Genomic DNA, 20,698 nt, shown 5'->3' on the forward strand with positions numbered 1-20,698 from the left:
CTATGAAAGCATAGCTTTACAAACTTTGTTTCTTTGCGGTTAAACCAAAAGTTATAATTCATACTTTTGACACAGATTAAAAAGCCTTTTATTTATGGAAATCCAATCCAATTTCTCTTTAAAAAAATACAATACTTTTGGCATTGAAGCCAGCGCTAAACAATTCGTTGCCGTTCATTCTATTGATGAATTGAAAACGGTTTTACAGGAAAATAAAAACGAGAAAAAATTCATTTTAGGAGGCGGAAGTAATATGCTTTTAACGAAAGACATAGATGCTTTGGTTATTCATATTGATTTAAAAGGCAAAAAAATAAATAAAGAAGACGATGATTTTGTCTGGGTTGAAAGTCAGGCCGGCGAAGTATGGCATGATTTTGTGCTTTGGACAATCGACCATAATTTTGGAGGTTTAGAAAACATGTCTCTAATTCCTGGAAACGTCGGTACAACTCCTGTTCAGAATATTGGCGCTTACGGAGCCGAAATCAAAGATACTTTTGTTTCCTGCGAAGCTATAAACATTGCCACTCAGGAAATAAAAACGTTCACGAACAATGAGTGTAATTTTGGTTATCGTGAAAGTATTTTCAAAAACGAAGTGAAAGACCAATATATTATCACTTCGGTTATTTTTAAATTAACGAAACGCAATCATAAAATCAATACTTCATACGGGGACATTTTGGCCGAACTGGCAAAAAACAACATTACCGAACCAACCTTAAAAGATGTGAGTAATGCCGTAATTGCAATTAGACAAAGCAAACTGCCAGATCCGAAAGAATTAGGAAACAGCGGTAGTTTCTTCAAAAATCCAATTGTATTGAAATCTGATTTCGAAAAGATCCATCAGAAGTTTCCTGAAATGAAATATTATGAAGTTTCAGAAACTGAAGTAAAAGTACCTGCAGGCTGGCTGATTGAACAAGCTGGTTTTAAAGGAAAACGTTTTGGCGATGCCGGAGTTCACAAAAATCAAGCTCTGGTTCTGGTAAATTATGGAAACGCAACAGGTCAGGAAATTTTAGCCGTTTCAAAAGAGGTTCAAAAAACAGTCTTTGAAACTTTTGGCATTCAAATTGAAGCTGAAGTGAATGTAATTTAAGCACTGATTTTACTAGCTTATCAACCAAACCTTTAATGAAAGAATTAAATATCAAAGTTATATTGCTCCAAATACTTGGAATGATTTTCCTTATTAATGGTGTTTTGCAACTTAAATTTTATACGGTTTCTGAAAAAATTATTTGGGCGAAAACACATTCTCAATATAGAAATTCTGAATATTGGAACAAACTTCTGCCAACAAAAGAAGGCATTTTTAACTTTTGGCCAAATGTGTATGTATGGATATTTTTAGGTTCCTTAATTGGTATTTGCATGCTGGCTTTTATAAATTGGAAAAGTAAATTATCATCTCTAAATACTATTATAGTTGCGATAGTATTATACGTTTTATTGAGACTTAAATTTTTCAGAAAAGAAGTTGTCTCACATTTTTTTCGCCCAGTGAGAACGTTTTTATCCAATGATTTTGGAACACAATGTCTGATTGAAGGAATTATTTTTACTTTTATTGGCGTGACAATTATATACTTAAGTGTAATTCAGATTTATTTAAATTCAAAAAAGCTCCACTGAACTTTCATTACTAATTAACAACACCAAAGTCTCAAAAAGTTACAGAACGCATCTATAAGTTATTTCTCAAATCTTTATCTTCGTTTTAAAAAATTCCAATGAGAATTCTTCATTGGAAATAAAACAAAATAAAATGTATACACCTGACTTATACAAAAATGAAAATCAGGAAGAAATCAAAGCTTTTCTAAAACAAAACAGCTTTGGCATCCTGATTAACCAAACGAACGGAAAACTTTGTGCAACCCATATTCCAATAGAACTTGAAGTAAATGCCGACGGAAAAGAAATGCTACAGGGACACATTTCAAAACTAAATCCGCAAGCAGAAGGTTTCAAAGAAAACGATCAGGTTTTAGCTGTCTTTACTGGACCTCACAGTTATATTTCTTCATCATGGTACGATCACGAAAATGTACCGACTTGGAATTATATAGCCGTACATGTTTATGGCAGAATTAAAATTGTTGATTATGAGACTTCTGTAGAACAATTAAAAAAATTGGTTGACAAATACGAAGCCAATTCTGCGAATCCAGTAAGGGTCGAAGATTTATCTGCCAAAACCATGCGTGAAGCAAGAGGAATCTTTGGTTTTGAAATTGAAATCGAAGAAATTCAGGCTACCAAAAAGCTTTCTCAAAACCGTGACGATCATAATTATAAAAATATTATTTCGGAATTGGAAAAAACAGAAAACCCTCAGTCTATTGCTGTTGCGAAAGAAATGTCAAAATGCCGAAAGTAAATCGGATTTAAACATTGAAAATTAGTATTTCATAGTTACATTTGTTCTCGCAAAATTTAGAAATTAATAGTTAACTAAATCCAGATGCTTATATATATATTTTACTTTTTTATTGCTATTGTTTTCATACAGCTTTTTTATTACTTAGGGATTTTTGGAAAATTTGCTTTTGCTAAACCGCAGGAATCTTCTCCTAAAAACGTTCCAGTTTCAGTGATTGTCTGCGCAAAAAATGAAGAGGAAAATGTAAAGAAATTTGTGCCGCTTTTAGCAGAACAAAATTATCCTGATTTTGAAGTAGTTTTAATTGATGACGCATCAAGTGATGAAACTCTTGAAGTTTTTGAAGAATTTGAAAAACAGTATTCAAACATTCGTCTGGTTAAAGTGGAAAACAACGAAGCCTTTTGGGGAAATAAAAAATATGCTTTAACATTGGGAATTAAAGCCGCAAAAAAGGATTATTTGTTATTTACTGATGCTGATTGTTATCCAAAATCAAAAGATTGGATTACTTCTATGACTTCACAATTTACAAAAGAAAAAACAATTGTTCTGGGTTATGGAGGTTACGAAAAGAAAGAACGTTCTTTTCTTAATAAATTAATTCGTTTTGAAACGGTATTAACAGCAGTTCAATATTTTTCATGGGCAAAAGCCGGACTTCCGTATATGGGAGTTGGACGAAATTTAGCATATAAAAAAGAAGAATTTTTTAATGTTAACGGTTTTATTGATCATATTCAGGTTCGTTCAGGAGATGATGATCTTTTCATCAATCAAGCGGCCAATAAATTGAACACAACAGTTTCTTATATTCCTGAAAGTTTTACTTATTCAAAACCAAAGGAATCTTTTAAAGATTGGTTTACCCAAAAAAGAAGACATATTTCGACAGCAGAATACTATAAGTTTTTTGATAAATTTCAATTGGGACTTTTCTTCTTTTCACAATTATTTTTCTTTTTATCAGTTATACTTCTGCTCGCGTTTCAATTTCAATGGATTGCTGTAGTGGCTATTTTAGCAACACGCTATACAATTGTCTGGATAGTAATTGGATTTTCGGCCGGAAAACTGAAAGAAAATGATATTAAAATTTGGTTTCCTGTACTTGAGATTGCACTTATATTAACTCAAATTAATATCTTTATAACTAATATCTTTTCAAAACCTGTATATTGGAAATAAATTCTAAAATAGAAAAAGCAAAAAAAGGCGATCAGATCGCCTTTACTTTTTTATTAGATTATTTCTGGAACGAAGTATACAGTTTTATGCTCAAACGCACCGAGAACGAAACCGTTGCAGAAGACATTACTATTGAAACTTTCTCAAAAGCTTTTGACAAAATAGGCTCTTACAATCCTGAATTTCAGTTCAATACCTGGCTTATTGCCATTGCAAAAAATGTACACATTGATTTATTACGTAAAAAGAGAACTAATCTTTTTATAGAAATTACCGATAATGAAGACCAACAGGCATACAATATAGCCGATCCTACTCCATCTGCAGAAGATGCATTAATTAAAGAACAGAACCTCTCTCGTCTCCTTCAATGCATCAAAGAATTAAAACCACACTATCAAGAAGTAATCCAGCTTCGTTACTTTCAAGAAATGTCTTATCAGGAGATTGCCAATAAGATAAACGAGCCTCTGAGCAGTGTAAAAGTAAAGTTACTACGCGCTAAAAAATTATTAGCCGAAATCATCGAACGCAATAGATAATTTACTATCTTTAGAAAAAGATTAAAATATAATCACATTTTATCTTAAAAAACTATCTATTAACATACTAAAACAACAACTTCTACGTTGTTTGCTAAAACACCAAACCCTATTCGCGTATGATTTAAAGTTACTTAACCTTAAAACCCAAAAATCATGTCTAAATCTAGCATCTATGAAAACAATTGGACCAACATTGTTTTCGAAAACAAAAACAAAGAGTACGGTGCGTATCAATTACGCCAAGAAAATTCAAAAACATCTGTTACTGCATTATTTGCAGGATTGTTGTTAATAACGGCCCTTGGAAGCGCGTCGATGCTAATTAATAAATTTAAACCAGATACAGTAGACAGCGGACCAGAAATTATTCCTGATTATGTGGTAAAACCTTTTGAGTACAAACCACTTGTTAAGCCAGAGAAATCAGAACCAATCGTTCCAGAACAAAAAAGCGCTTCAGCGGCACCATCTATTGCAGCACAACTAACAAATCCAGTTGTTTCTCATGCTGATGAAGCAGTACCTGAAATTGCTACCAATACTAATAACGTTACTCCTTCCGACAATCCTGTTGGAAACGGATTGGTTGTAAATGCAATTCCAACAACTGGAGGAAGTGGAACTGAAGGACCAGAAACAGTTGTGGAGCCAAACAAGCCAATACCAACAGCAGCGCTAGACAAATTACCTGAGTTCCCAGGTGGTATGAAAAAGTTTTATACTTATGTAGGTAACAATTTTACAAAACCAGAATTGGATGCCGAAAGAACATTACGTGTATACGTTTCATTTGTAATCGAAAAAGACGGTACAATGACTGACATCGTAGTGAAAAATGATCCAGGTTATGGACTAGGAAAAGAAGCTATTAGAGTTTTAAAATCATTAAAAACAAAATGGGTACCAGGCATATTAGACGGACAACCTGTTCGAACTGCCTATAACCTTCCAATAACGATACAAACAGAATAAAACTAAAAAAGCAGAATCTAGGTTCTGCTTTTTTTATGGATTTTAGTTATTTTTATCTTTAAACTAATTCTTTTTAATTGAACTAAAATCGATGCCATTTACTTTTTCTCATCCTGCTATCGTCTTGCCACTTAAATATCTGCCAAACAAATGGTTTTCTTTAACTGGGCTCGTCATAGGCAGTATGACTCCAGATTTTGAGTATTTTATTAGAATGAGGGTGCAGAGTAATTACAGTCATACAATAGGAGGGATTTTCTGGTTTGATTTACCTCTTGGTCTATTACTTTGTTTTATATTTCACAACATTGTAAAAAATCAGTTATTTCAAAATATACCTAAATTTTTTCAAGCCAGAGTCTTAACCTTTACTCAATTCAACTGGAATCATTTCTTCAGAAGAAATTGGATTATAGTTTTGTTTTCAATTTTGATTGGGATTGGATCGCATCTTTTATGGGATAGTTTTACGCATGATCACGGATATTTTGTAAATCGAATTTCTTTTTTAAAAGAATCGATTTTACTCTTTAATCACAAAATTCTAGTACTAAAACTTGCACAGCATACAAGTACAATTCTAGGAGGAATTGTCATTTTATATTCATTCCTAAAACTGCCAGAAACAACTACAGATCTTTTTAAAATAAATAGAAATTATTGGATTACACTTGCATTAATTGCTTTTCTAATCCTTATTTTGAGATTTGCAGCAGGATTAGGATTTAAGGAATATGGACACATTATTGTTTCAATTATTTCTTCGATTTTCATTTCATCAATAGTAACTCCTCTTCTATTAAATTTTAACAAAACTCAAAAAAGCTGAGAAAATCAATTACATTTACAAGGTATTAAAAATCAATCAAAACTTTAAAACATTACAAAATGGGAATATTTTCAGCTTTAATGGGCAACGCAGGTACCGTAAGCCAAGAAGATTTAGTTAATAAATACGGACAGCTTTTAACCGATAGCGAACAAATTGAAATGGGTTTTAAATTAATCCGCGACACCTTTATTTTTACCAACAAAAGATTAATTCTGGTTGACGTACAAGGCTTAACTGGAAGTAAAACAGAATATAAATCGATCGCTTACAAAAGCATTACTCGTTTCAGTGTAGAAACAGCAGGAACTTTTGATCTTGATGCTGAATTAAAAATCTGGGTTTCGAGCGAATTAAATCCAAGTATTGTTAAACAATTCAATAAATCTGTAAATGTTTATGATGTGCAGAAAGTTTTAGCTCATCATGTTCTAGGATAATAAATAAAAAACGGCAATCTAAAAGATTGCCGTTTTTTATTTATTTCGAATACGCTACTATTTCTTTTTAGTCGTCGTTTTCTTGGTAGTAGTTTTTTTCGTTGTTGTTTTTGCAGGAACCGTGTTCACGATTTTTTGCTGTACATATGGCTTATATAAACCATCTTTTTCTGCTCTAGCTTTGGCATCGTCAGCTCTCTTTTTAGAATCGGGGTGAGAACTCATCATTCTATCAATGAAAGAAGCTTCTGCACCTTCGCTCATTTTCGCTAAAATTCTAAAAGCAGATTCTTCAGCATTTACATTGTATCCGTTTTTCTTTAAGAAGTCGTATGAATACAAATCAGCTTCAGTTTCTTGTTTACGGCTGTGTTTACTGTCGATAAGTGCACTTCCAATTTTTCCTAATTGACTGTCTGTAACTGCAGATATTTTAGCAGACTGCGAAGAAACTCCATCTATTAAAGCTTCTTTTTGGTAAGCCGCGCGCATAGCATCTCTTGAATCATTGTTAGCAACGTGTCCAATTTCGTGACCAATTACTGCCAATAGTTCATTATCATCCATGATATCCATTAAACCAGAATACACACGAACACTACCATCTGCAGTTGCAAAAGCATTTACTTCTTTCAATTTATAAACTTTGTAATTCAGTGTAAATCCTTCTCCCGAAGTATGTTTTCCAAAAACACGGTTTAACCTCAAAGTGTAACCATCATTTGGTCCAGCAACTTGATTCGTCGAATCTAATTTACGCACTGCTTCTTTAGACAAAGTAGCCGCGTCAGTATTGCTTAGAGTAAAACTAGCAACACCTTTTTGCAATGCTCCAATTGCTTTATCTCCTAAATTAATCTGCGCATTCATTTTAGTAAAACTCAATGTTGCCAATAAGAGTCCTGCTATTATAATTTTCTTTTTCATATTTTTTATAATTACAATTTAACAACAAATGTAGCACAACAAAATGCTATTTCATTTCACACAAAGTTTGTTTTTTCAACAATTAAAGATATAAATTTTAAATAATTTACAGTAAGGCTTTTAACATATTCACTTAACGTCTTTAAACAAAAAAACCGGCAATTCTAAAGAATAATGCCGGTTTTACCTAACTATATAATAATTACTTCTTTTTTGCTTTTGCTTTTTTAGTAGTGGTTTTTGTTGTCGTTTTCGATGTTGCAGAAGCTGTGTTTACAATTTTCTGTTGTACATATTCTTTATACAAACCATCTTTTGTTGCTCTTTTCTTAGCATCATCAGCTCTTTTTCCAGAATCAGGATGCGAACTCATCATTTTAGTCATAAATGATGCCTCATCTCCTTGACTTAAATTTTGAAGAATTCTAAAAGCAGATTCTTCTGCGTTAACATCATAACCATATTTCTTCAAAAAATTATACGAATACAAATCGGCCTCTGATTCTTGTTTACGGCTGTGTTTACTATCAATCATGGCGCTTCCAATTTGTCCTAGCTGAGATTTTGTAAGTGTTTCCATTTTTCCTGATTGAGATGATGCCGCATCCAATAAAGCTTCTTTTTTATAGGCTGCTTTAATAGCATCTCTCGTATCGTGGTTGACAACGTGACCAATTTCGTGCCCAATAACTGCAAGAAGCTGATTATCATCCATAATATCCATTAAACCTGCGAACACACGAACACTACCATCGGCACATGCAAAAGCATTAATATCTTTTACCAAATAAACTTTATAATTTAAGGTAACTCCTTCACTTGAAGTATGTTTTCCAAAAATACGATTCAACCTCAACGTATACCCATCATTTGGTCCTGCTACAGGATTGTTTGCATCCATTTCAGCAATTGATTCTTTTGCCAAAGCTGCAGCATCTGCATCACTAAAAGTAAAACCTGATACGCCTTTACTTAAAGCTCCCATTGTTTTATCTGAAAGTATTTGCGCATTCATTTTAGTAAATCCAAAAGATGCCAATAAAATCCCTAATACAATAAATTTCTTTTTCATGTTCTTTAAACTAATTAAATTAACAGCAAAATTATTACACACATAATTCTACATTGGCTCAATAGGTCAATTTTATAACAGATTAGGGTAAAATTGAGATTTAAAAAAGCACATCAAAAATTAAAAAAAGCAATCAAGAATTTATAAATAATCTTAAAATGCCTTTAAAAATGAGATATTACGATTTTCACTTTATAATTGTTAAAGAATTGAAACATAGAAAAGCAAACGAAAAGCAAATTAACGTCTGCAAATAAACTACATTCCGTATCTTTGTAGTCTGATTTATGATATATGGAAACAGTCATTGAAAATATACCACCTGTAAAACCAAAATGGTTAAAAGTTAAACTTCCAATTGGACAAAAATATACTGAACTACGTGGTTTGGTAGACAAATATAGCTTAAACACGATCTGTACCTCTGGCAGCTGCCCGAATATGGGAGAATGCTGGGGAGAAGGAACAGCTACTTTTATGATTTTAGGAAACGTATGTACTCGTTCATGCGGTTTCTGCGGTGTTAAAACGGGCCGACCTGAAACAGTTGATTGGGACGAACCAGAAAAAGTCGCACGTTCTATTAAAATTATGAATATTAAACATGCCGTAATTACCAGTGTTGATAGAGACGATTTAAAAGATGGAGGTTCGATTATCTGGATGGAAACCGTAAGAGCAATCCGAAGAATGAATCCTAATACTACTCTTGAAACTTTAATTCCGGATTTTCAAGGAATTGAAAGAAACTTGGATCGAATTGTTGAAGCAAATCCTGAAGTAGTTTCACATAATATGGAAACAGTTCGCCGTTTAACACGCGAAGTACGTATTCAGGCAAAATACGATCGTAGTTTAGAAGTTTTACGTTATCTGAAAGAAAAAGGAATTAACAGAACCAAATCTGGAATTATGCTTGGTCTTGGAGAAACTGAAGAAGAAGTTTTCCAAACGATGAGAGATTTACGCGCTGCAAATGTTGATGTTGTTACTCTTGGACAATACCTTCAGCCTACAAAAAAACATTTGCCTGTAAAGGAATTCATTACTCCTGAACAATTTGCACGTTACGAACAATTCGGAATTGAATTAGGTTTCAGACATGTTGAAAGCGGACCACTGGTTCGTTCTTCTTACAAAGCACAAAAACATATTTTATAAAAGGGTTTAACTGTTTAATTGGTAATTGTTTAATCGTAAATGACTGAACGATTTACCAGTTAACAATTAAACAAATAAACAAAAAATTGAAAACAAGAATTGCCATTAATGGTTTTGGAAGAATTGGAAGAAATTTATTCCGTCTTCTTTTAAACCATCCTGAAATTGAAGTCGTTGCAATTAATGATATTGCAGATAACAAAACCATGTCACATTTAATAAAATATGACAGTATTCACGGGGTTCTTCCTTTTGAAGTTGGTTTTGATGAAAACGGAATTATTGTTGACGGCCGACATTTTTATTTTTTTCATGAAAAAAGTATTTCAAATTTAGACTGGAAAAGTCATTCTATTGATTTTGTTATAGAATCAACAGGAAAATACAAAACACATGAAGAACTAAATGGACATATTGAAGCTGGAGCAAAAAAAGTAATTCTTTCAGCTCCATCAGAAGTAGATACTATTAAGACAGTCGTTCTTGGTGTTAACGAAAATATTTTAGACGGAACAGAAGATATTGTTTCAAATGCAAGCTGTACCACAAACAACGCCGCTCCTATGATTAAAATCATTGAAGAATTATGCGGGATTGAACAGGCTTATATTACAACAATACATTCTTTTACGACTGACCAAAGTCTTCACGACCAACCGCATAAGGACTTGCGCAGAGCCAGAGGAGCAAGTCAGTCAATAGTTCCAACAACAACAGGTGCAGCTAAGGCATTAACGAAAATTTTCCCTAAATTGCATCAAAAAATCGGGGGCTGCGGTATTCGTGTGCCTGTTCCTGATGGTTCATTGACAGACATCACGTTCAATGTTAAACGTGCTGTTAGTATTGAAGAAATTAACATAGCATTTCAAAAAGCCTCAAAGACAAATTTAAAAGGAATATTAGCTTATACAGAAGATCCAATCGTTTCTGTTGATATAATAGGTAATACGCATTCGTGTTTGTTTGATGCTCAGCTTACTTCTGTCATTGACAAAATGGTAAAAGTAGTTGGCTGGTATGACAACGAAATTGGCTATTCATCGCGATTAATCGATTTGATTTTACTGCTTAGAAAAAAATAAGATTCATTGTTAATGCTTTGTCATTCATGAAGTACTATCTTTTAGTTGTTAGTTGTTTTTTAAATTGTTTTTTGTATTCTCAGTACAAACAGAATACAGATAGCATTGCGTATTATAACAAACTAGCCAACAAAAAATTAAATAGTAAAGAATATAGCAAAGCTGTTTTTTACACTCAAAAGTCTATTGATTTTTGTGAAAACAACAATATTCCAGAAACTTTAGCCAATCAAACATTTAAGCTTGGAAAAATTTATTACAACCAGCAAAAATACGATGAAGCTTTAGAAAACTTTCACAAAAGCATTAACTCATTCAACAATGTAAAGCCAACCTCTACCAAAGTTCTGGCTCTCAATTACATTGGCGCTGCATATACTGCAAAAGGCGATTATAAAACTGCAAACTTTTATTATGTAAAAGCACATAATTTATTAAAAGAATTAGGTGTTATAGACAGTTCTGAAATTTTAGAATATCAAAAAGCGGTTGCCTTTAAAAACAACAAAAACCTGCATCTGGCAGCTAAAACTTTTCACAACATAATTAACAAACCTGATAATCCTTCTCTTTATAAAACTAAAAGCGATTCCTACTATCAGCTTGGATTAATTGAATCAAAATTTCGACAAAATGATTCGGCTTTAGCTTATTTTAATAAAGCATTGAGTTATAATGAAAAGACTAACGATCTTCCGCAGAAATCAAAAATTACTTTAGCTATCAGCCGTTTTTATAAACAAAACAGGAATTTTGATTTGGCTTATTCATATTTAGATGAACATTATCAGCTGGAGAATTATATTTTAAAACTAAAAAATGCTAAAATTGATTTTAATGAATTCGAAAAATTCAAAAAAAATCAAAATTTAAATAATACAATTAAAAGAGAAAGTGAAGAAAAAATTCAGCTTAAAACCTATCGTTATTCTAAGTTGGTAAGCATTTTAGCAATTGCTTTAATTTCGATTTTATCACTTTTGAGTTTGGCCTTATATAAAAACAACATTATTAGAAATCAGAATAATATTCTTTTAAGAGAAAAAAACAAAGAATTGATGCTTGCCAAAAATAAAGCAGAAAAAGCATCAAAAGCCAGATCAGAATTCCTGTCAACCGTAAGCCACGAACTAAGAACGCCGCTAAACGCTATAAACGGAATTACGCATTTATTACTGGAAGACAAGCCTAAAAAAACACAATTAAAATATCTGGAATCCTTAAAATTTTCAGGAAATTACCTCACAACTTTTATCAACGAAATTCTTGAAATCAACAAAATTGATTCTACTAAAGTTGAAATTGAACATATAAGTTTTAATTTAAAAGAACTTCTTTTCAATATTCAAAATTCTTTAAAAGAATTGGCAACTGGCAACAATAATCACTTTAATATAGAAATAGACGATTCGATTCCTGAAAATTTAATTGGCGACCCCACTAAACTCTCACAAATTGTACTGAACTTAATTAACAACGCTTTAAAATTTACACAAAACGGACAAGTAAACGTTATTGTAAAATTGTTTGAACAGGAAGATGAATATGTAACTATTTTTTTTGAGATTGTGGATACCGGAATTGGAATTCCCGAAGATAAACAGCAGACTGTTTTTGAAAGCTTTTCTCAAGGATCTATTGAAGTCAACAGAAAATATGGAGGAACAGGATTAGGACTTACTATTGTTAAAAAACTCACCGAACTTTTAGGTGGAGAAATCAAATTAAAAAGTGAAGTAGGAAAAGGTTCTACTTTTACTTTCAAACTAAATTTTAAAATTAATAACGAACCATTGGAATCAGCAGCCGAGGAAAAACCATACAGCGACAAACAATTGGAGCATAAATCTATATTATTGATTGAAGACAATAAAATCAATCAAATGATTACGCGAAAAATGCTTGAAAACAAATCGATAGTCTGCGAAATTATAGACAATGGTGAAGATGCTGTAGAACTTTTAAAAGTAAAACACTTTGATTTAATTTTAATGGATGTACATCTGCCAGGAATTAATGGAACTACTGCAACTCAGCAAATTCGTGATTTTGACAAAACAACACCTATTATTGCGCTAACTGCGATTTCTCTTGACGAAAACCGCGATATGTTATTGTCTTTTGGAATGAATGATGTAATTACTAAACCTTTTGTACCAGATGATTTCTACTCTACAATAGCCAAATTTTTCGATTGATTTATTTTAAACTATGATCTCAGATTATTTTTAATATAATCTAAAATCGAAGCATCAAAATTTTGCTGGTGATTTATAAAAGTACTTTTAATTGGAAGGTAATACAATTGCGAAACCAGCTTAGAATCTTTTAATCTCACATAATCTTTCTCGGTTGTAATGATTTTAGTTCCATTTGCTTTTTTCTGAATTGATTCTAAATCGGCATCAGAAAAATGGTGATGATCAGGAAACGTTAAACACTCATCATTTTCTGTTTTTAAATATTCAAAAAATGGTTTTGGTTTTGCAATTCCAGCTAAAAGTAGTTTTGGCTCTGATTTAATTTCACTTACCGCGATTTTCGCGTCTTTATTATAAATTATAGTATCATAATCGATAAACGTAAAGAAGATCTGCTGCGAACAATTCAGTTTCAGTTTTAATCTAATTTCTGTCTGCTTTTCTTCAGATAAATTATTTGGACATTTGGTAACAATTACAATATTGGCTCTTTCTGCTCCGCTCCTGCTTTCCCTCAAATTTCCAGTTGGCAGCATATAATCATCTGCATACAAATCATCAAAAGCTGTTAGCAAAATATAAAATCCTGCTTTTACTTTGCGGTGCTGAAAAGCATCATCCAGCAGAATCACCTCTGGTTTATCAGGATGAGCAAGTAATTGCATGATTCCATTAGTACGATTAGCATCAACTGCTACTTTAACATTTGGGAATTTTTGATAAAACTGAAAAGGTTCATCGCCCAGAATTTCGGCATTCGAATTTTCACCAGCCAAAACAAATCCTTCAGACTTTCGTTTATAACCACGGCTTAATGTCGCTACTTTATATTTATCAGTTAATAACCGAATTAAATATTCGATTTGAGGCGTTTTGCCGGTTCCTCCTACACTTAAATTTCCAACAGCGATTACTGGAACATCAAACGAAGTTGATTTAAGAATGCCTTTATCAAACAAAAAATTACGAATTGAAGTAATTAATCCGTATAAAACGGCAAAAGGGAAAAGTATTTTTCGAAGTAAGTTCATAGAATTATTTATCTGAATAATGACCAATTGCTGAAATCACAAATACAGTTACAACTTCATCATCTACACGATAAATTAATCTATCTTTTTGATTAATTCGTCTTGACCATAATCCTGAATATTCATATTTTAAAGGCTCTGGATTTCCAAAACCTTCATATGGGTTTTCTGTAAGATCAATTAAAATTTTAGCGATATTTTTAATAAAAATTTTATTTCCTGATTTTTTATGTTTTTCAATATCCTGGTATGCCACTTTAGTTACTTCAACCCTAAACTTCCCCATACATCATCTGGATTTAGCGTTGTTGTTTCGCCTTTTTTAATATTCTCTTCTGCTTTTTTCACCTTATCAGCAAATTCAGAAGTATAAATACTTCGTTCTTCATTAACCTGTCCATAATTAGGCTCAACAATTTCTATACCTTCTACACCCTTAAAGAAAGCCTCGAACATAGCCATAAATGCTTTTCCTGTCTTTGTGTTTTCATTAATTTTTATTGTAGTCATGACTTTTTATTTAGAATTACAAAGATACAAAAATCAGTAATACCGTATTACCAGTATTACTCAGTAATACCATATTACTCGACACAAACAATATCGCTTAAATATTTTTAAGTTGGTCTGTTTATTCGTTAATTTGTTTTTTAGGTTTTTAATTTCACCAAAATCCAAAAAACCTAAAACATTAAACTTGAAACAAACCCAAAATGAAAATCAAAGATATCATATCCGTACTTGAAGAAATGGCTCCTTTGGCCTACGCAGAAGATTTTGACAATGTGGGACTTTTAGTCGGAGATCCGGAAACCGAAAGCACCGGAGTTTTAGTATGTCACGATGCACTGGAAAATGTGATTGAAGAAGCGAAAACTAAAAACTGCAATTTGATCGTATGTTTTCATCCGATTTTATTTTCTGGAATTAAAAAAATCACTGGTAAAAATTACGTCGAACGTGCTATTTTAAAAGCCATTAAAAACGATATTGCTATTTATGCTGTCCATACAGCTCTTGACAATCATTCGCAAGGCGTTAATAAAATTTTCAGTAACGCTCTTGGCTTAGTGAACACCAAAATCTTAGTTCCGAAAGAACAGTTTCTTCAAAAATTAGTGACCTATACGATTCCTGACAATTCAGAAAAAGTACGAAATGCAATGTTCGAAGCGGGAGCGGGAACAATTGGAAATTATGACAACTGCAGTTTTAATTCTGAAGGCTTTTTCACTTTTAAAGGAAATGAAAAAAGCAATCCAGTTATTGGCGAAAAAGGAAAATTACACACGGGAACTGAAATAAAAATCGAAGTTATTTTTGAAAAACATTTGCAATCAAGAATTTTAAAAGCGCTTTTTGCCAATCACATTTACGAAGAAGTAGCTTATGAAATATACGATCTTCAAAATCCTCATCAAAATATTGGTTTGGGAATGATTGGTGAGCTTGAAAATGAGATGGACGAAAAGGAATTTCTCTTATATGTCAAAGATATTATGATTGCGCGAGGCATTCGTCATTCCGCCTTTACAGGAAAAAAAATAAAGAAAGTAGCTGTTTTGGGAGGCTCTGGAAGCTTTGCCATTAAAAATGCTATTCAGGCTGGAGCCGATGCTTATTTGACTGCTGATTTAAAGTATCACCAGTTTTATGAAGCAGAAAACAAGTTGCTTTTGGCAGATATTGGTCATTTTGAGAGTGAACGCTATACAAAAAACTATATTGTTGATTATCTTCGAAAAAAAATTCTTAATTTTGCGATCATTTTATCGGAAGAAAATACAAATCCAGTTAAGTACTTATAGAATATGACGAATACGAAAGAATTAAGTGTTGAGGACAAGTTAAGAGCAATATATGATTTACAGCTTATTGACTCTAGAATTGACGAAATCAGAAACGTTAGAGGAGAACTTCCTTTAGAAGTTGAAGATTTAGAAGATGAAGTTGCAGGTTTGAGCACTCGTTCAGAAAAACTGAAAGGTGAACTTGAAGTGATTGAGGAGCAAATCAAAGCAAAGAAAATTGCTATTGAGGAGCATAAGGAGGTTATCAAGAAATACACAAAACAACAAGAATCAGTTCGTAACAACAGAGAATTTAATTCTTTGACAAAAGAAGTTGAATTTCAAGAATTAGAAATTCAATTAGCTGAAAAGCAAATCAAAGAAATGAAAGCTTCTATCGAGCATAAAAAAGAAGTTATTTCTAATTTAAAAGAAAAACTTGATGCTAAAAGCTCTCATTTAAAACATAAAAAATCTGAATTAGATGCTATCATGGCTGAAACTCAGAAAGAAGAAGCTTTCTTAACAGAAAAATCTGCTGAATTCGCTTCTCAAATTGAAGACAGATTATTAGCTGCTTACAACAGAATCAGAAGCAGTGTTCGTAATGGTTTAGCGGTGGTTTCTATCGAAAGAGGAGCTTCTGCAGGATCATTCTTTACGATTCCGCCTCAAACTCAGGTTGAAATTGCTTCAAGAAAGAAAATCATCACTGATGAGCATTCTGGAAGAATCCTAGTTGATACGCAATTAGCAGATGAAGAAAAAGAAAAAATGGAACAATTGTTCTCAAAATTCTAAATATATCAAGTCCCGATTTAATCGGGACTTTTTTTTGTCCTTTTTTGTCACGGACTTGGACTAATTATTGTTTTGTCTATAATACATGCAAATAAAAATTCACGCTAATTTCTGTAATTTGTGGCTGACCTTTTTTACCTTTAGAAAAAAATTAAGTTTTGGGAATTAAAAAAGGAATCCGTTTTATTACATTAAAATCAGTTGGGTCTTATATTAACTTTTTGAGTTATGTGCGTCCGCAAAAAGCAGTCGAACTTTCTTATGCCCTTTTCAGCCAGCCCAGAATTGGCCGATTACAAAAAGAGAAACTTCCAAAAATCTTAAGAAATACCGAAACCGAAATCTTTCATCATAACGAACATCATTTTCAAACCTATATATGGAAAGGAAATGAAACTAAAATTTTGTTAGTTCATGGTTGGGAAAGCAATTCTTCTCGCTGGAAAAAAACGCTTCCTCATCTTCAAAAATCCGGAAGTACTATTATTGCACTTGATGCTCCTGCACACGGACAAAGCAGCGGAAAAGAATTTAATGTACCCCTTTATGCTGAATTTATCAATAAAGCAGTAGAAAAATATCAGCCGGAAATTATTATCGGACATTCGATTGGCGGTGCAGCTTGTGTTTATCATCAGTATTTATTTCCCAATACCAGCATTAATAAAATGGTAATTTTAGGAGCACCTTCAGATTTAAAAACGTTGATTGATAATTATGTTTCAATGCTGAGTTTGAATACCAAAATGTTTTCACTTTTAGAAAATAAATTCCTAAACCGATTCAATTTTAAATTGGAAGATTTTTCAGGACAGAAATTTGCTTCAGAATTTACTATTCCAGGATTTATTGCTCATGATACTTCTGATAAAATTGTGGCTTTTGCCGAAGGACAAAAAATAGCAAGCAATTGGAAAAACAGTCAGTTTATTGAAACTTCAGGTTTGGGCCACGGAATGCACGATGACGATTTATACAACAAAGTGATTGAATTTCTTTTTTCTTCTGAAGGGAAAAAGTAACAAAGGGACAAAGTTGCAAAGGTTCTCAAAACTGGAAACTTAAACTACTATTTTAAAAAATCTCAATAATTCTTTTTCGCCTTTTCCTGTAATCTGGATTGCTCTCGAATTTTTGGTTTTCCGTAACCAATCTTCGGCGATCATTTTATCCAATAAAGAAGAACCTATTGATCCTGCGATATGATTTTTTCTTTCGCTCCAATCTAAACAAGGTTTTAAAAAAATACGTCTTTGCTTTTTGAGATCTTCGATGTTGATTCCAAAATCAGAAAACCATTTTTCTCCTTTTGTACTTATTTTAAATTCGCTAGCTGTATTCAAAATAATTTCCTGCTCAAGCAGACTTTCGGCTACAGCCACACCAATTTTTCCAGCTAAATGATCATAGCAAGTTCGGCAATGTTTTATGGGTGAATTATGATCTGTTTTGTTTTTTTGAGGAATTGCAGGCGGAATCAAACTTGCCATGGCTTCAATTGCATAAGCCGTTTCTTTATTCGCAAATCTATAATATTTATGACGCCCTTGTTTTTCAACAAACAACAATCCTGCATCAAGAAGTTTTGCCAGATGCATACTCATATTTTGAGGCGAAGTATTTGCTGTTATTGCTAATTCTGTTGCGGTAAAAGCTTTTCCGTCGAGTAATGTCCACATTACAATCGCACGTGTTGGATCGCCAAGCAATGACGCTATTTTTACAAATTGATTTTCCATTTCAAAACAAACATAGTTAAGGGCAAACTGAAGTATCAAAACTTAAAGATAGATAACTTTGCTTAAAAATATATCGCATGTCAACTTTATTTTTACAATCCGAAATCAAAAATCCTTACTTATTCTATCAAAAAATGATGGAAGAAAATCCTGTTTATTGGGATGAATTGAATAAAATATGGGCTGTTTATTCTTATGGATATTGTACAGAAATATTAAACCATAAAAGCGTACATATTCCATCAGTTTCTGAAAACAATCTAAATGAATATGCTTTAAAAATCAGCAGAAATTTGGCTCGCCTTTCAAATGAAATTCATCATGTAATTGCCAAAGAAACCGCAACTGTTCTTTTTTCATACATGAAATCTGTTAGAATAAATTCAATTTTTTCCGAATTATTTCAAAATAACACTGCTACTAAAATAAATTGGGTCGAATCGATCTGCAAAAAACTTCCCGTTCTGATTGTTTTAAAAAGTTTTGATTTTAATGCCAATGAATCCCTTTTTATTTCAGAAAACATTTCTCATCTTATAAAAATAATGCAGCCCGTTAAAAAATCGGAAGATATCGAATTCATTAATATTGTTTCTAAAGAAGTTTATTTCATTATCGAAAATCACATTCGTACATTTTCCTTTTATGAAAATTTAGAGAAATCTATTTCAACACAATATAGCATTTCTAATGAAGAAATAAAATCAATATTAATCAGTAATTTAATTGGTCTTTTTATTCAAAGTTATGATGCCGGAAGAGGATTGTTAAGCAATACATTGCTACATTGTTTTTCTGAAAAAAAGAACCTTAACAAAGCCGACAAAATTCAGATTCAGAAACTTGTTGTAGAAACATTGCGATTTGATCCACCAATTCATAACACGCGACGAATTGCGGCAAACGACATTCAATTGAACGGAATGAAAATTAAAAAAGAAGAATCAATTTTACTTGTTTTAGCTTCCGCAAATAGGGATTCCAAACAATTTGAAAAACCACAACTTTTTAATATTGAAAGAAAAAATAATCACGACCATTTAACTTTTGGAACTGGCGGACATATGTGCCTTGCGAAACATTTTTCAATCAATCTCGCAACAGAAGTCTTGTATTACTTATTCCAAAATTTTGAAAATATAGCTATTTTGGATCAAGAAATAGAATATGAACCGCTTATTAATGCCAGATTGCCAAAAGCAATTTGGATTTCACTTTATAATTAAAAAACAAAAAAATGATAGCCGTAATTTTTGAAGTCATTCCAAACGAAGGAAAAAAAGAAGAATATTTAGATATTGCTGCCAATCTTAAACCTGAATTAAGCCATATTGATGGATTTATTTCTATCGAAAGATTTCAGAGTTTAAGCGATTCTGGAAAAATTTTGTCTTTGTCTTTTTGGAGAGATGAAGCAAGCATTCAGCAATGGAGAAATCTTGAAATGCATCGTCATGCTCAGGAAAAAGGCAGAAATAGCATTTTTAAAGATTATCATTTACGAATTGCAACTGTAGTTCGTGATTATGGAATGTTTGAAAGAAATGAAACACCAGAAGACAGCAGGGAATTTCACAGCCAATAAAGTTACAGAGGGACAAAGGCTTTTTCTTAAATGAAATAATCTAAAATCTGAAATCTCAAGTCTAAAATTTAAATTTTCCTTATTTTTGCAGTATGGAAGAAAATTTAAAGCGTCTTAATAAATTTATTGGAGAAACAGGTTATTGTTCGCGTCGTGAAGCAGATAAACTAATTGACGAAAAGCGTGTAACAGTAAATGGTTCTGTGGCTGAAATGGGAACTAAAGTTTCTCAGGATGATGAAGTGCGTATAGACGGAAAGTTAATCGTGGAGAAACACGAAAAAATGGTTTATCTGGCTTTTAATAAACCTGTAGGAATCGAATGTACTACGAATTTAGAAGTTAAAAATAATATTGTCGATTATATCAATTATCCTAAACGTATTTTCCCAATTGGGAGATTGGATAAAGCCAGTGAAGGATTAATTTTCATGACCAATGACGGTGACATTGTAAACAAGATTCTTCGCGCCCGAAACAATCACGAAAAAGAATATACTGTTACGGTAAACAAACCTATTACAGAACGTTTTATTCAGAGAATGGGAAATGGTGTTCCAATTTTAGATACTGTTACCAAAAAATGTAAAGTAGAACAAATCAGTAAGTATACCTTCAAAATCATTTTAACGCAGGGATTAAACCGCCAGATTAGAAGAATGTCTGAATATTTGGGTTACGAAGTTACAGCACTTAAACGTATCCGAATTATTAATATTTCTTTGGATGTTCCACTAGGTCGTTATCGTGATTTAACAGATGCTGAAATCAAAGAATTAAATACATTAATCGAACCTTCAAGTAAAACAGAAGAAGCGAGTTTACCCAAGGTTGAAGCTCCAAATAAGAGTTCAAACAGAAGAACGTTTATTTCGAAAAATGATCCAAGATTTAAAAAAAGAGGAGGGCAATAAGTCCTCCTCTTTTTTTAAAATCT

The 20,698-nt window shown here is 32.3% G+C and carries 23 protein-coding genes; 17 read left to right on the forward strand and 6 right to left on the reverse strand.

The features are described 5' to 3' along the window. Positions 1 to 94: 94 nt before the first annotated feature. The 8 genes from murB (at position 95) to P2W75_RS21175 (ending at position 6,369) form a co-directional block, all read left to right on the forward strand. The gene (gene murB, locus P2W75_RS21140) at positions 95 to 1,108 is read left to right on the forward strand and encodes a UDP-N-acetylmuramate dehydrogenase (protein WP_276381978.1); all 1,014 of its coding nucleotides are present in this window, start codon (positions 95 to 97) and stop codon (positions 1,106 to 1,108) included. A 35-nt stretch (positions 1,109 to 1,143) separates the two neighbouring features. Next, the gene (locus P2W75_RS21145) at positions 1,144 to 1,644 is read left to right on the forward strand and encodes a hypothetical protein (RefSeq protein WP_276381979.1); all 501 of its coding nucleotides are present in this window, start codon (positions 1,144 to 1,146) and stop codon (positions 1,642 to 1,644) included. 133 nt (positions 1,645 to 1,777) lie between these two features. Then, entirely contained in the window at positions 1,778 to 2,392 is a 615-nt protein-coding gene (locus tag P2W75_RS21150) for an FMN-binding negative transcriptional regulator (protein ID WP_276381980.1), read from the forward strand. A gap of 84 nt (positions 2,393 to 2,476) precedes the next feature. Next, on the forward strand, positions 2,477 to 3,583 hold the full coding sequence (locus P2W75_RS21155; RefSeq protein ID WP_207294804.1) for a glycosyltransferase: 1,107 nt from the start codon (positions 2,477 to 2,479) through the stop codon (positions 3,581 to 3,583). Further along, positions 3,574 to 4,125, forward strand: coding sequence for an RNA polymerase sigma factor (locus P2W75_RS21160; protein ID WP_207294803.1), 552 nt, complete (start codon positions 3,574 to 3,576; stop codon positions 4,123 to 4,125). The genes P2W75_RS21155 and P2W75_RS21160 overlap by 10 nt, the downstream gene beginning before the upstream one ends. A gap of 156 nt (positions 4,126 to 4,281) precedes the next feature. Further along, positions 4,282 to 5,100, forward strand: a complete 819-nt coding sequence (locus tag P2W75_RS21165; RefSeq protein WP_276381981.1) for an energy transducer TonB — start codon at positions 4,282 to 4,284, stop codon at positions 5,098 to 5,100. A 91-nt stretch (positions 5,101 to 5,191) separates the two neighbouring features. Beyond that, entirely contained in the window at positions 5,192 to 5,929 is a 738-nt protein-coding gene (locus P2W75_RS21170; RefSeq protein ID WP_276381982.1) for a DUF4184 family protein, read from the forward strand. A 59-nt stretch (positions 5,930 to 5,988) separates the two neighbouring features. Then, positions 5,989 to 6,369: a PH domain-containing protein gene (locus tag P2W75_RS21175; protein WP_207294801.1), complete on the forward strand. Its 381-nt coding sequence runs from the start codon at positions 5,989 to 5,991 to the stop codon at positions 6,367 to 6,369. Between the two features lie 57 nt (positions 6,370 to 6,426). On the opposite strand, the gene P2W75_RS21180 is transcribed toward P2W75_RS21175, so the two are convergent. Both P2W75_RS21180 and P2W75_RS21185 read right to left on the reverse strand, forming a co-directional pair. Further along, entirely contained in the window at positions 6,427 to 7,296 is an 870-nt protein-coding gene (locus tag P2W75_RS21180) for a M48 family metalloprotease (RefSeq protein WP_207294800.1), read from the reverse strand. A 202-nt stretch (positions 7,297 to 7,498) separates the two neighbouring features. Next, positions 7,499 to 8,368, reverse strand: coding sequence for a M48 family metalloprotease (locus P2W75_RS21185; RefSeq protein WP_276381983.1), 870 nt, complete (start codon positions 8,366 to 8,368; stop codon positions 7,499 to 7,501). A gap of 294 nt (positions 8,369 to 8,662) precedes the next feature. Between P2W75_RS21185 and lipA the strand changes: the two genes are divergently transcribed. From lipA to P2W75_RS21200, 3 genes are all read left to right on the forward strand, one after another. After that, a complete protein-coding gene (gene lipA, locus P2W75_RS21190; RefSeq protein WP_276381984.1) occupies positions 8,663 to 9,529 on the forward strand; it encodes a lipoyl synthase in 867 nt (288 codons plus the stop codon). Positions 9,530 to 9,615: 86 nt separating this feature from the next. Beyond that, positions 9,616 to 10,614, forward strand: coding sequence for a type I glyceraldehyde-3-phosphate dehydrogenase (gene gap / locus P2W75_RS21195; RefSeq protein WP_276381985.1), 999 nt, complete (start codon positions 9,616 to 9,618; stop codon positions 10,612 to 10,614). Positions 10,615 to 10,685: 71 nt separating this feature from the next. Further along, positions 10,686 to 12,812, forward strand: coding sequence for an ATP-binding protein (locus P2W75_RS21200; RefSeq protein ID WP_306801550.1), 2,127 nt, complete (start codon positions 10,686 to 10,688; stop codon positions 12,810 to 12,812). An 11-nt stretch (positions 12,813 to 12,823) separates the two neighbouring features. On the opposite strand, the gene lpxK is transcribed toward P2W75_RS21200, so the two are convergent. Genes lpxK through P2W75_RS21215 form a run of 3 tightly spaced genes read right to left on the reverse strand, consistent with a single transcriptional unit; the run spans position 12,824 to position 14,356 of the window. Next, positions 12,824 to 13,846, reverse strand: a complete 1,023-nt coding sequence (gene lpxK / locus P2W75_RS21205; RefSeq protein ID WP_276381987.1) for a tetraacyldisaccharide 4'-kinase — start codon at positions 13,844 to 13,846, stop codon at positions 12,824 to 12,826. A 4-nt stretch (positions 13,847 to 13,850) separates the two neighbouring features. Next, a complete protein-coding gene (locus tag P2W75_RS21210; RefSeq protein WP_276381988.1) occupies positions 13,851 to 14,132 on the reverse strand; it encodes a Txe/YoeB family addiction module toxin in 282 nt (93 codons plus the stop codon). Next, entirely contained in the window at positions 14,108 to 14,356 is a 249-nt protein-coding gene (locus tag P2W75_RS21215; protein ID WP_276381989.1) for a DUF2683 family protein, read from the reverse strand. Before P2W75_RS21215 ends, P2W75_RS21210 begins: the two co-directional genes overlap by 25 nt. Before the next feature lie 203 nt (positions 14,357 to 14,559). Here P2W75_RS21215 and P2W75_RS21220 point away from each other — a divergent pair, with 203 nt between their 5' ends. The 3 genes from P2W75_RS21220 (at position 14,560) to P2W75_RS21230 (ending at position 17,459) form a co-directional block, all read left to right on the forward strand. After that, positions 14,560 to 15,654 carry a Nif3-like dinuclear metal center hexameric protein gene (locus tag P2W75_RS21220; RefSeq protein WP_276381990.1) on the forward strand — a complete coding sequence of 365 codons (1,095 nt, stop codon included), beginning with the start codon at positions 14,560 to 14,562 and terminating at the stop codon, positions 15,652 to 15,654. Between the two features lie 3 nt (positions 15,655 to 15,657). Further along, positions 15,658 to 16,437, forward strand: a complete 780-nt coding sequence (locus P2W75_RS21225; RefSeq protein WP_207294791.1) for a zinc ribbon domain-containing protein — start codon at positions 15,658 to 15,660, stop codon at positions 16,435 to 16,437. 158 nt (positions 16,438 to 16,595) lie between these two features. Then, positions 16,596 to 17,459 carry an alpha/beta fold hydrolase gene (locus P2W75_RS21230; RefSeq protein WP_207294790.1) on the forward strand — a complete coding sequence of 288 codons (864 nt, stop codon included), beginning with the start codon at positions 16,596 to 16,598 and terminating at the stop codon, positions 17,457 to 17,459. A gap of 39 nt (positions 17,460 to 17,498) precedes the next feature. On the opposite strand, the gene P2W75_RS21235 is transcribed toward P2W75_RS21230, so the two are convergent. After that, complete coding sequence (locus tag P2W75_RS21235) at positions 17,499 to 18,176, reverse strand: helix-turn-helix transcriptional regulator (RefSeq protein WP_207294789.1); 678 nt, start codon at positions 18,174 to 18,176, stop codon at positions 17,499 to 17,501. A gap of 77 nt (positions 18,177 to 18,253) precedes the next feature. On the opposite strand from P2W75_RS21235, the gene P2W75_RS21240 reads away from it, so the two are divergent. The 3 genes from P2W75_RS21240 (at position 18,254) to rluF (ending at position 20,675) form a co-directional block, all read left to right on the forward strand. Beyond that, positions 18,254 to 19,402: a cytochrome P450 gene (locus tag P2W75_RS21240; protein ID WP_276381991.1), complete on the forward strand. Its 1,149-nt coding sequence runs from the start codon at positions 18,254 to 18,256 to the stop codon at positions 19,400 to 19,402. Positions 19,403 to 19,413: 11 nt separating this feature from the next. Beyond that, positions 19,414 to 19,761, forward strand: a complete 348-nt coding sequence (locus P2W75_RS21245) for an antibiotic biosynthesis monooxygenase (RefSeq protein ID WP_276381992.1) — start codon at positions 19,414 to 19,416, stop codon at positions 19,759 to 19,761. Positions 19,762 to 19,853: 92 nt separating this feature from the next. After that, on the forward strand, positions 19,854 to 20,675 hold the full coding sequence (gene rluF / locus P2W75_RS21250) for a 23S rRNA pseudouridine(2604) synthase RluF (RefSeq protein WP_276381993.1): 822 nt from the start codon (positions 19,854 to 19,856) through the stop codon (positions 20,673 to 20,675). Positions 20,676 to 20,698: the final 23 nt, after the last annotated feature.

This window comes from Flavobacterium sp. H4147, assembly GCF_029360735.1.
Taxonomy (GTDB): Bacteria; Bacteroidota; Bacteroidia; order Flavobacteriales; family Flavobacteriaceae; genus Flavobacterium; species Flavobacterium endoglycinae.

What these genes read in the sequence shown, in the direction of transcription:
- murB (WP_276381978.1), top strand. Translation starts at nt 95, where the DNA reads ATGGAAATCCAATCCAATTTCTCTTTAAAAAAATACAATACTTTTGGC.
- P2W75_RS21145 (WP_276381979.1), top strand. Translation starts at nt 1,144, where the DNA reads ATGAAAGAATTAAATATCAAAGTTATATTGCTCCAAATACTTGGAATG.
- P2W75_RS21150 (WP_276381980.1), top strand. Translation starts at nt 1,778, where the DNA reads ATGTATACACCTGACTTATACAAAAATGAAAATCAGGAAGAAATCAAA.
- P2W75_RS21155 (WP_207294804.1), top strand. Translation starts at nt 2,477, where the DNA reads ATGCTTATATATATATTTTACTTTTTTATTGCTATTGTTTTCATACAG.
- P2W75_RS21165 (WP_276381981.1), top strand. Translation starts at nt 4,282, where the DNA reads ATGTCTAAATCTAGCATCTATGAAAACAATTGGACCAACATTGTTTTC.
- P2W75_RS21170 (WP_276381982.1), top strand. Translation starts at nt 5,192, where the DNA reads ATGCCATTTACTTTTTCTCATCCTGCTATCGTCTTGCCACTTAAATAT.
- P2W75_RS21175 (WP_207294801.1), top strand. Translation starts at nt 5,989, where the DNA reads ATGGGAATATTTTCAGCTTTAATGGGCAACGCAGGTACCGTAAGCCAA.
- P2W75_RS21180 (WP_207294800.1), bottom strand. Translation starts at nt 7,296, where the DNA reads ATGAAAAAGAAAATTATAATAGCAGGACTCTTATTGGCAACATTGAGT.
- P2W75_RS21185 (WP_276381983.1), bottom strand. Translation starts at nt 8,368, where the DNA reads ATGAAAAAGAAATTTATTGTATTAGGGATTTTATTGGCATCTTTTGGA.
- lipA (WP_276381984.1), top strand. Translation starts at nt 8,663, where the DNA reads ATGGAAACAGTCATTGAAAATATACCACCTGTAAAACCAAAATGGTTA.
- lpxK (WP_276381987.1), bottom strand. Translation starts at nt 13,846, where the DNA reads ATGAACTTACTTCGAAAAATACTTTTCCCTTTTGCCGTTTTATACGGA.
- P2W75_RS21210 (WP_276381988.1), bottom strand. Translation starts at nt 14,132, where the DNA reads ATGGGGAAGTTTAGGGTTGAAGTAACTAAAGTGGCATACCAGGATATT.
- P2W75_RS21215 (WP_276381989.1), bottom strand. Translation starts at nt 14,356, where the DNA reads ATGACTACAATAAAAATTAATGAAAACACAAAGACAGGAAAAGCATTT.
- P2W75_RS21220 (WP_276381990.1), top strand. Translation starts at nt 14,560, where the DNA reads ATGAAAATCAAAGATATCATATCCGTACTTGAAGAAATGGCTCCTTTG.
- P2W75_RS21225 (WP_207294791.1), top strand. Translation starts at nt 15,658, where the DNA reads ATGACGAATACGAAAGAATTAAGTGTTGAGGACAAGTTAAGAGCAATA.
- P2W75_RS21235 (WP_207294789.1), bottom strand. Translation starts at nt 18,176, where the DNA reads ATGGAAAATCAATTTGTAAAAATAGCGTCATTGCTTGGCGATCCAACA.
- P2W75_RS21240 (WP_276381991.1), top strand. Translation starts at nt 18,254, where the DNA reads ATGTCAACTTTATTTTTACAATCCGAAATCAAAAATCCTTACTTATTC.
- P2W75_RS21245 (WP_276381992.1), top strand. Translation starts at nt 19,414, where the DNA reads ATGATAGCCGTAATTTTTGAAGTCATTCCAAACGAAGGAAAAAAAGAA.
- rluF (WP_276381993.1), top strand. Translation starts at nt 19,854, where the DNA reads ATGGAAGAAAATTTAAAGCGTCTTAATAAATTTATTGGAGAAACAGGT.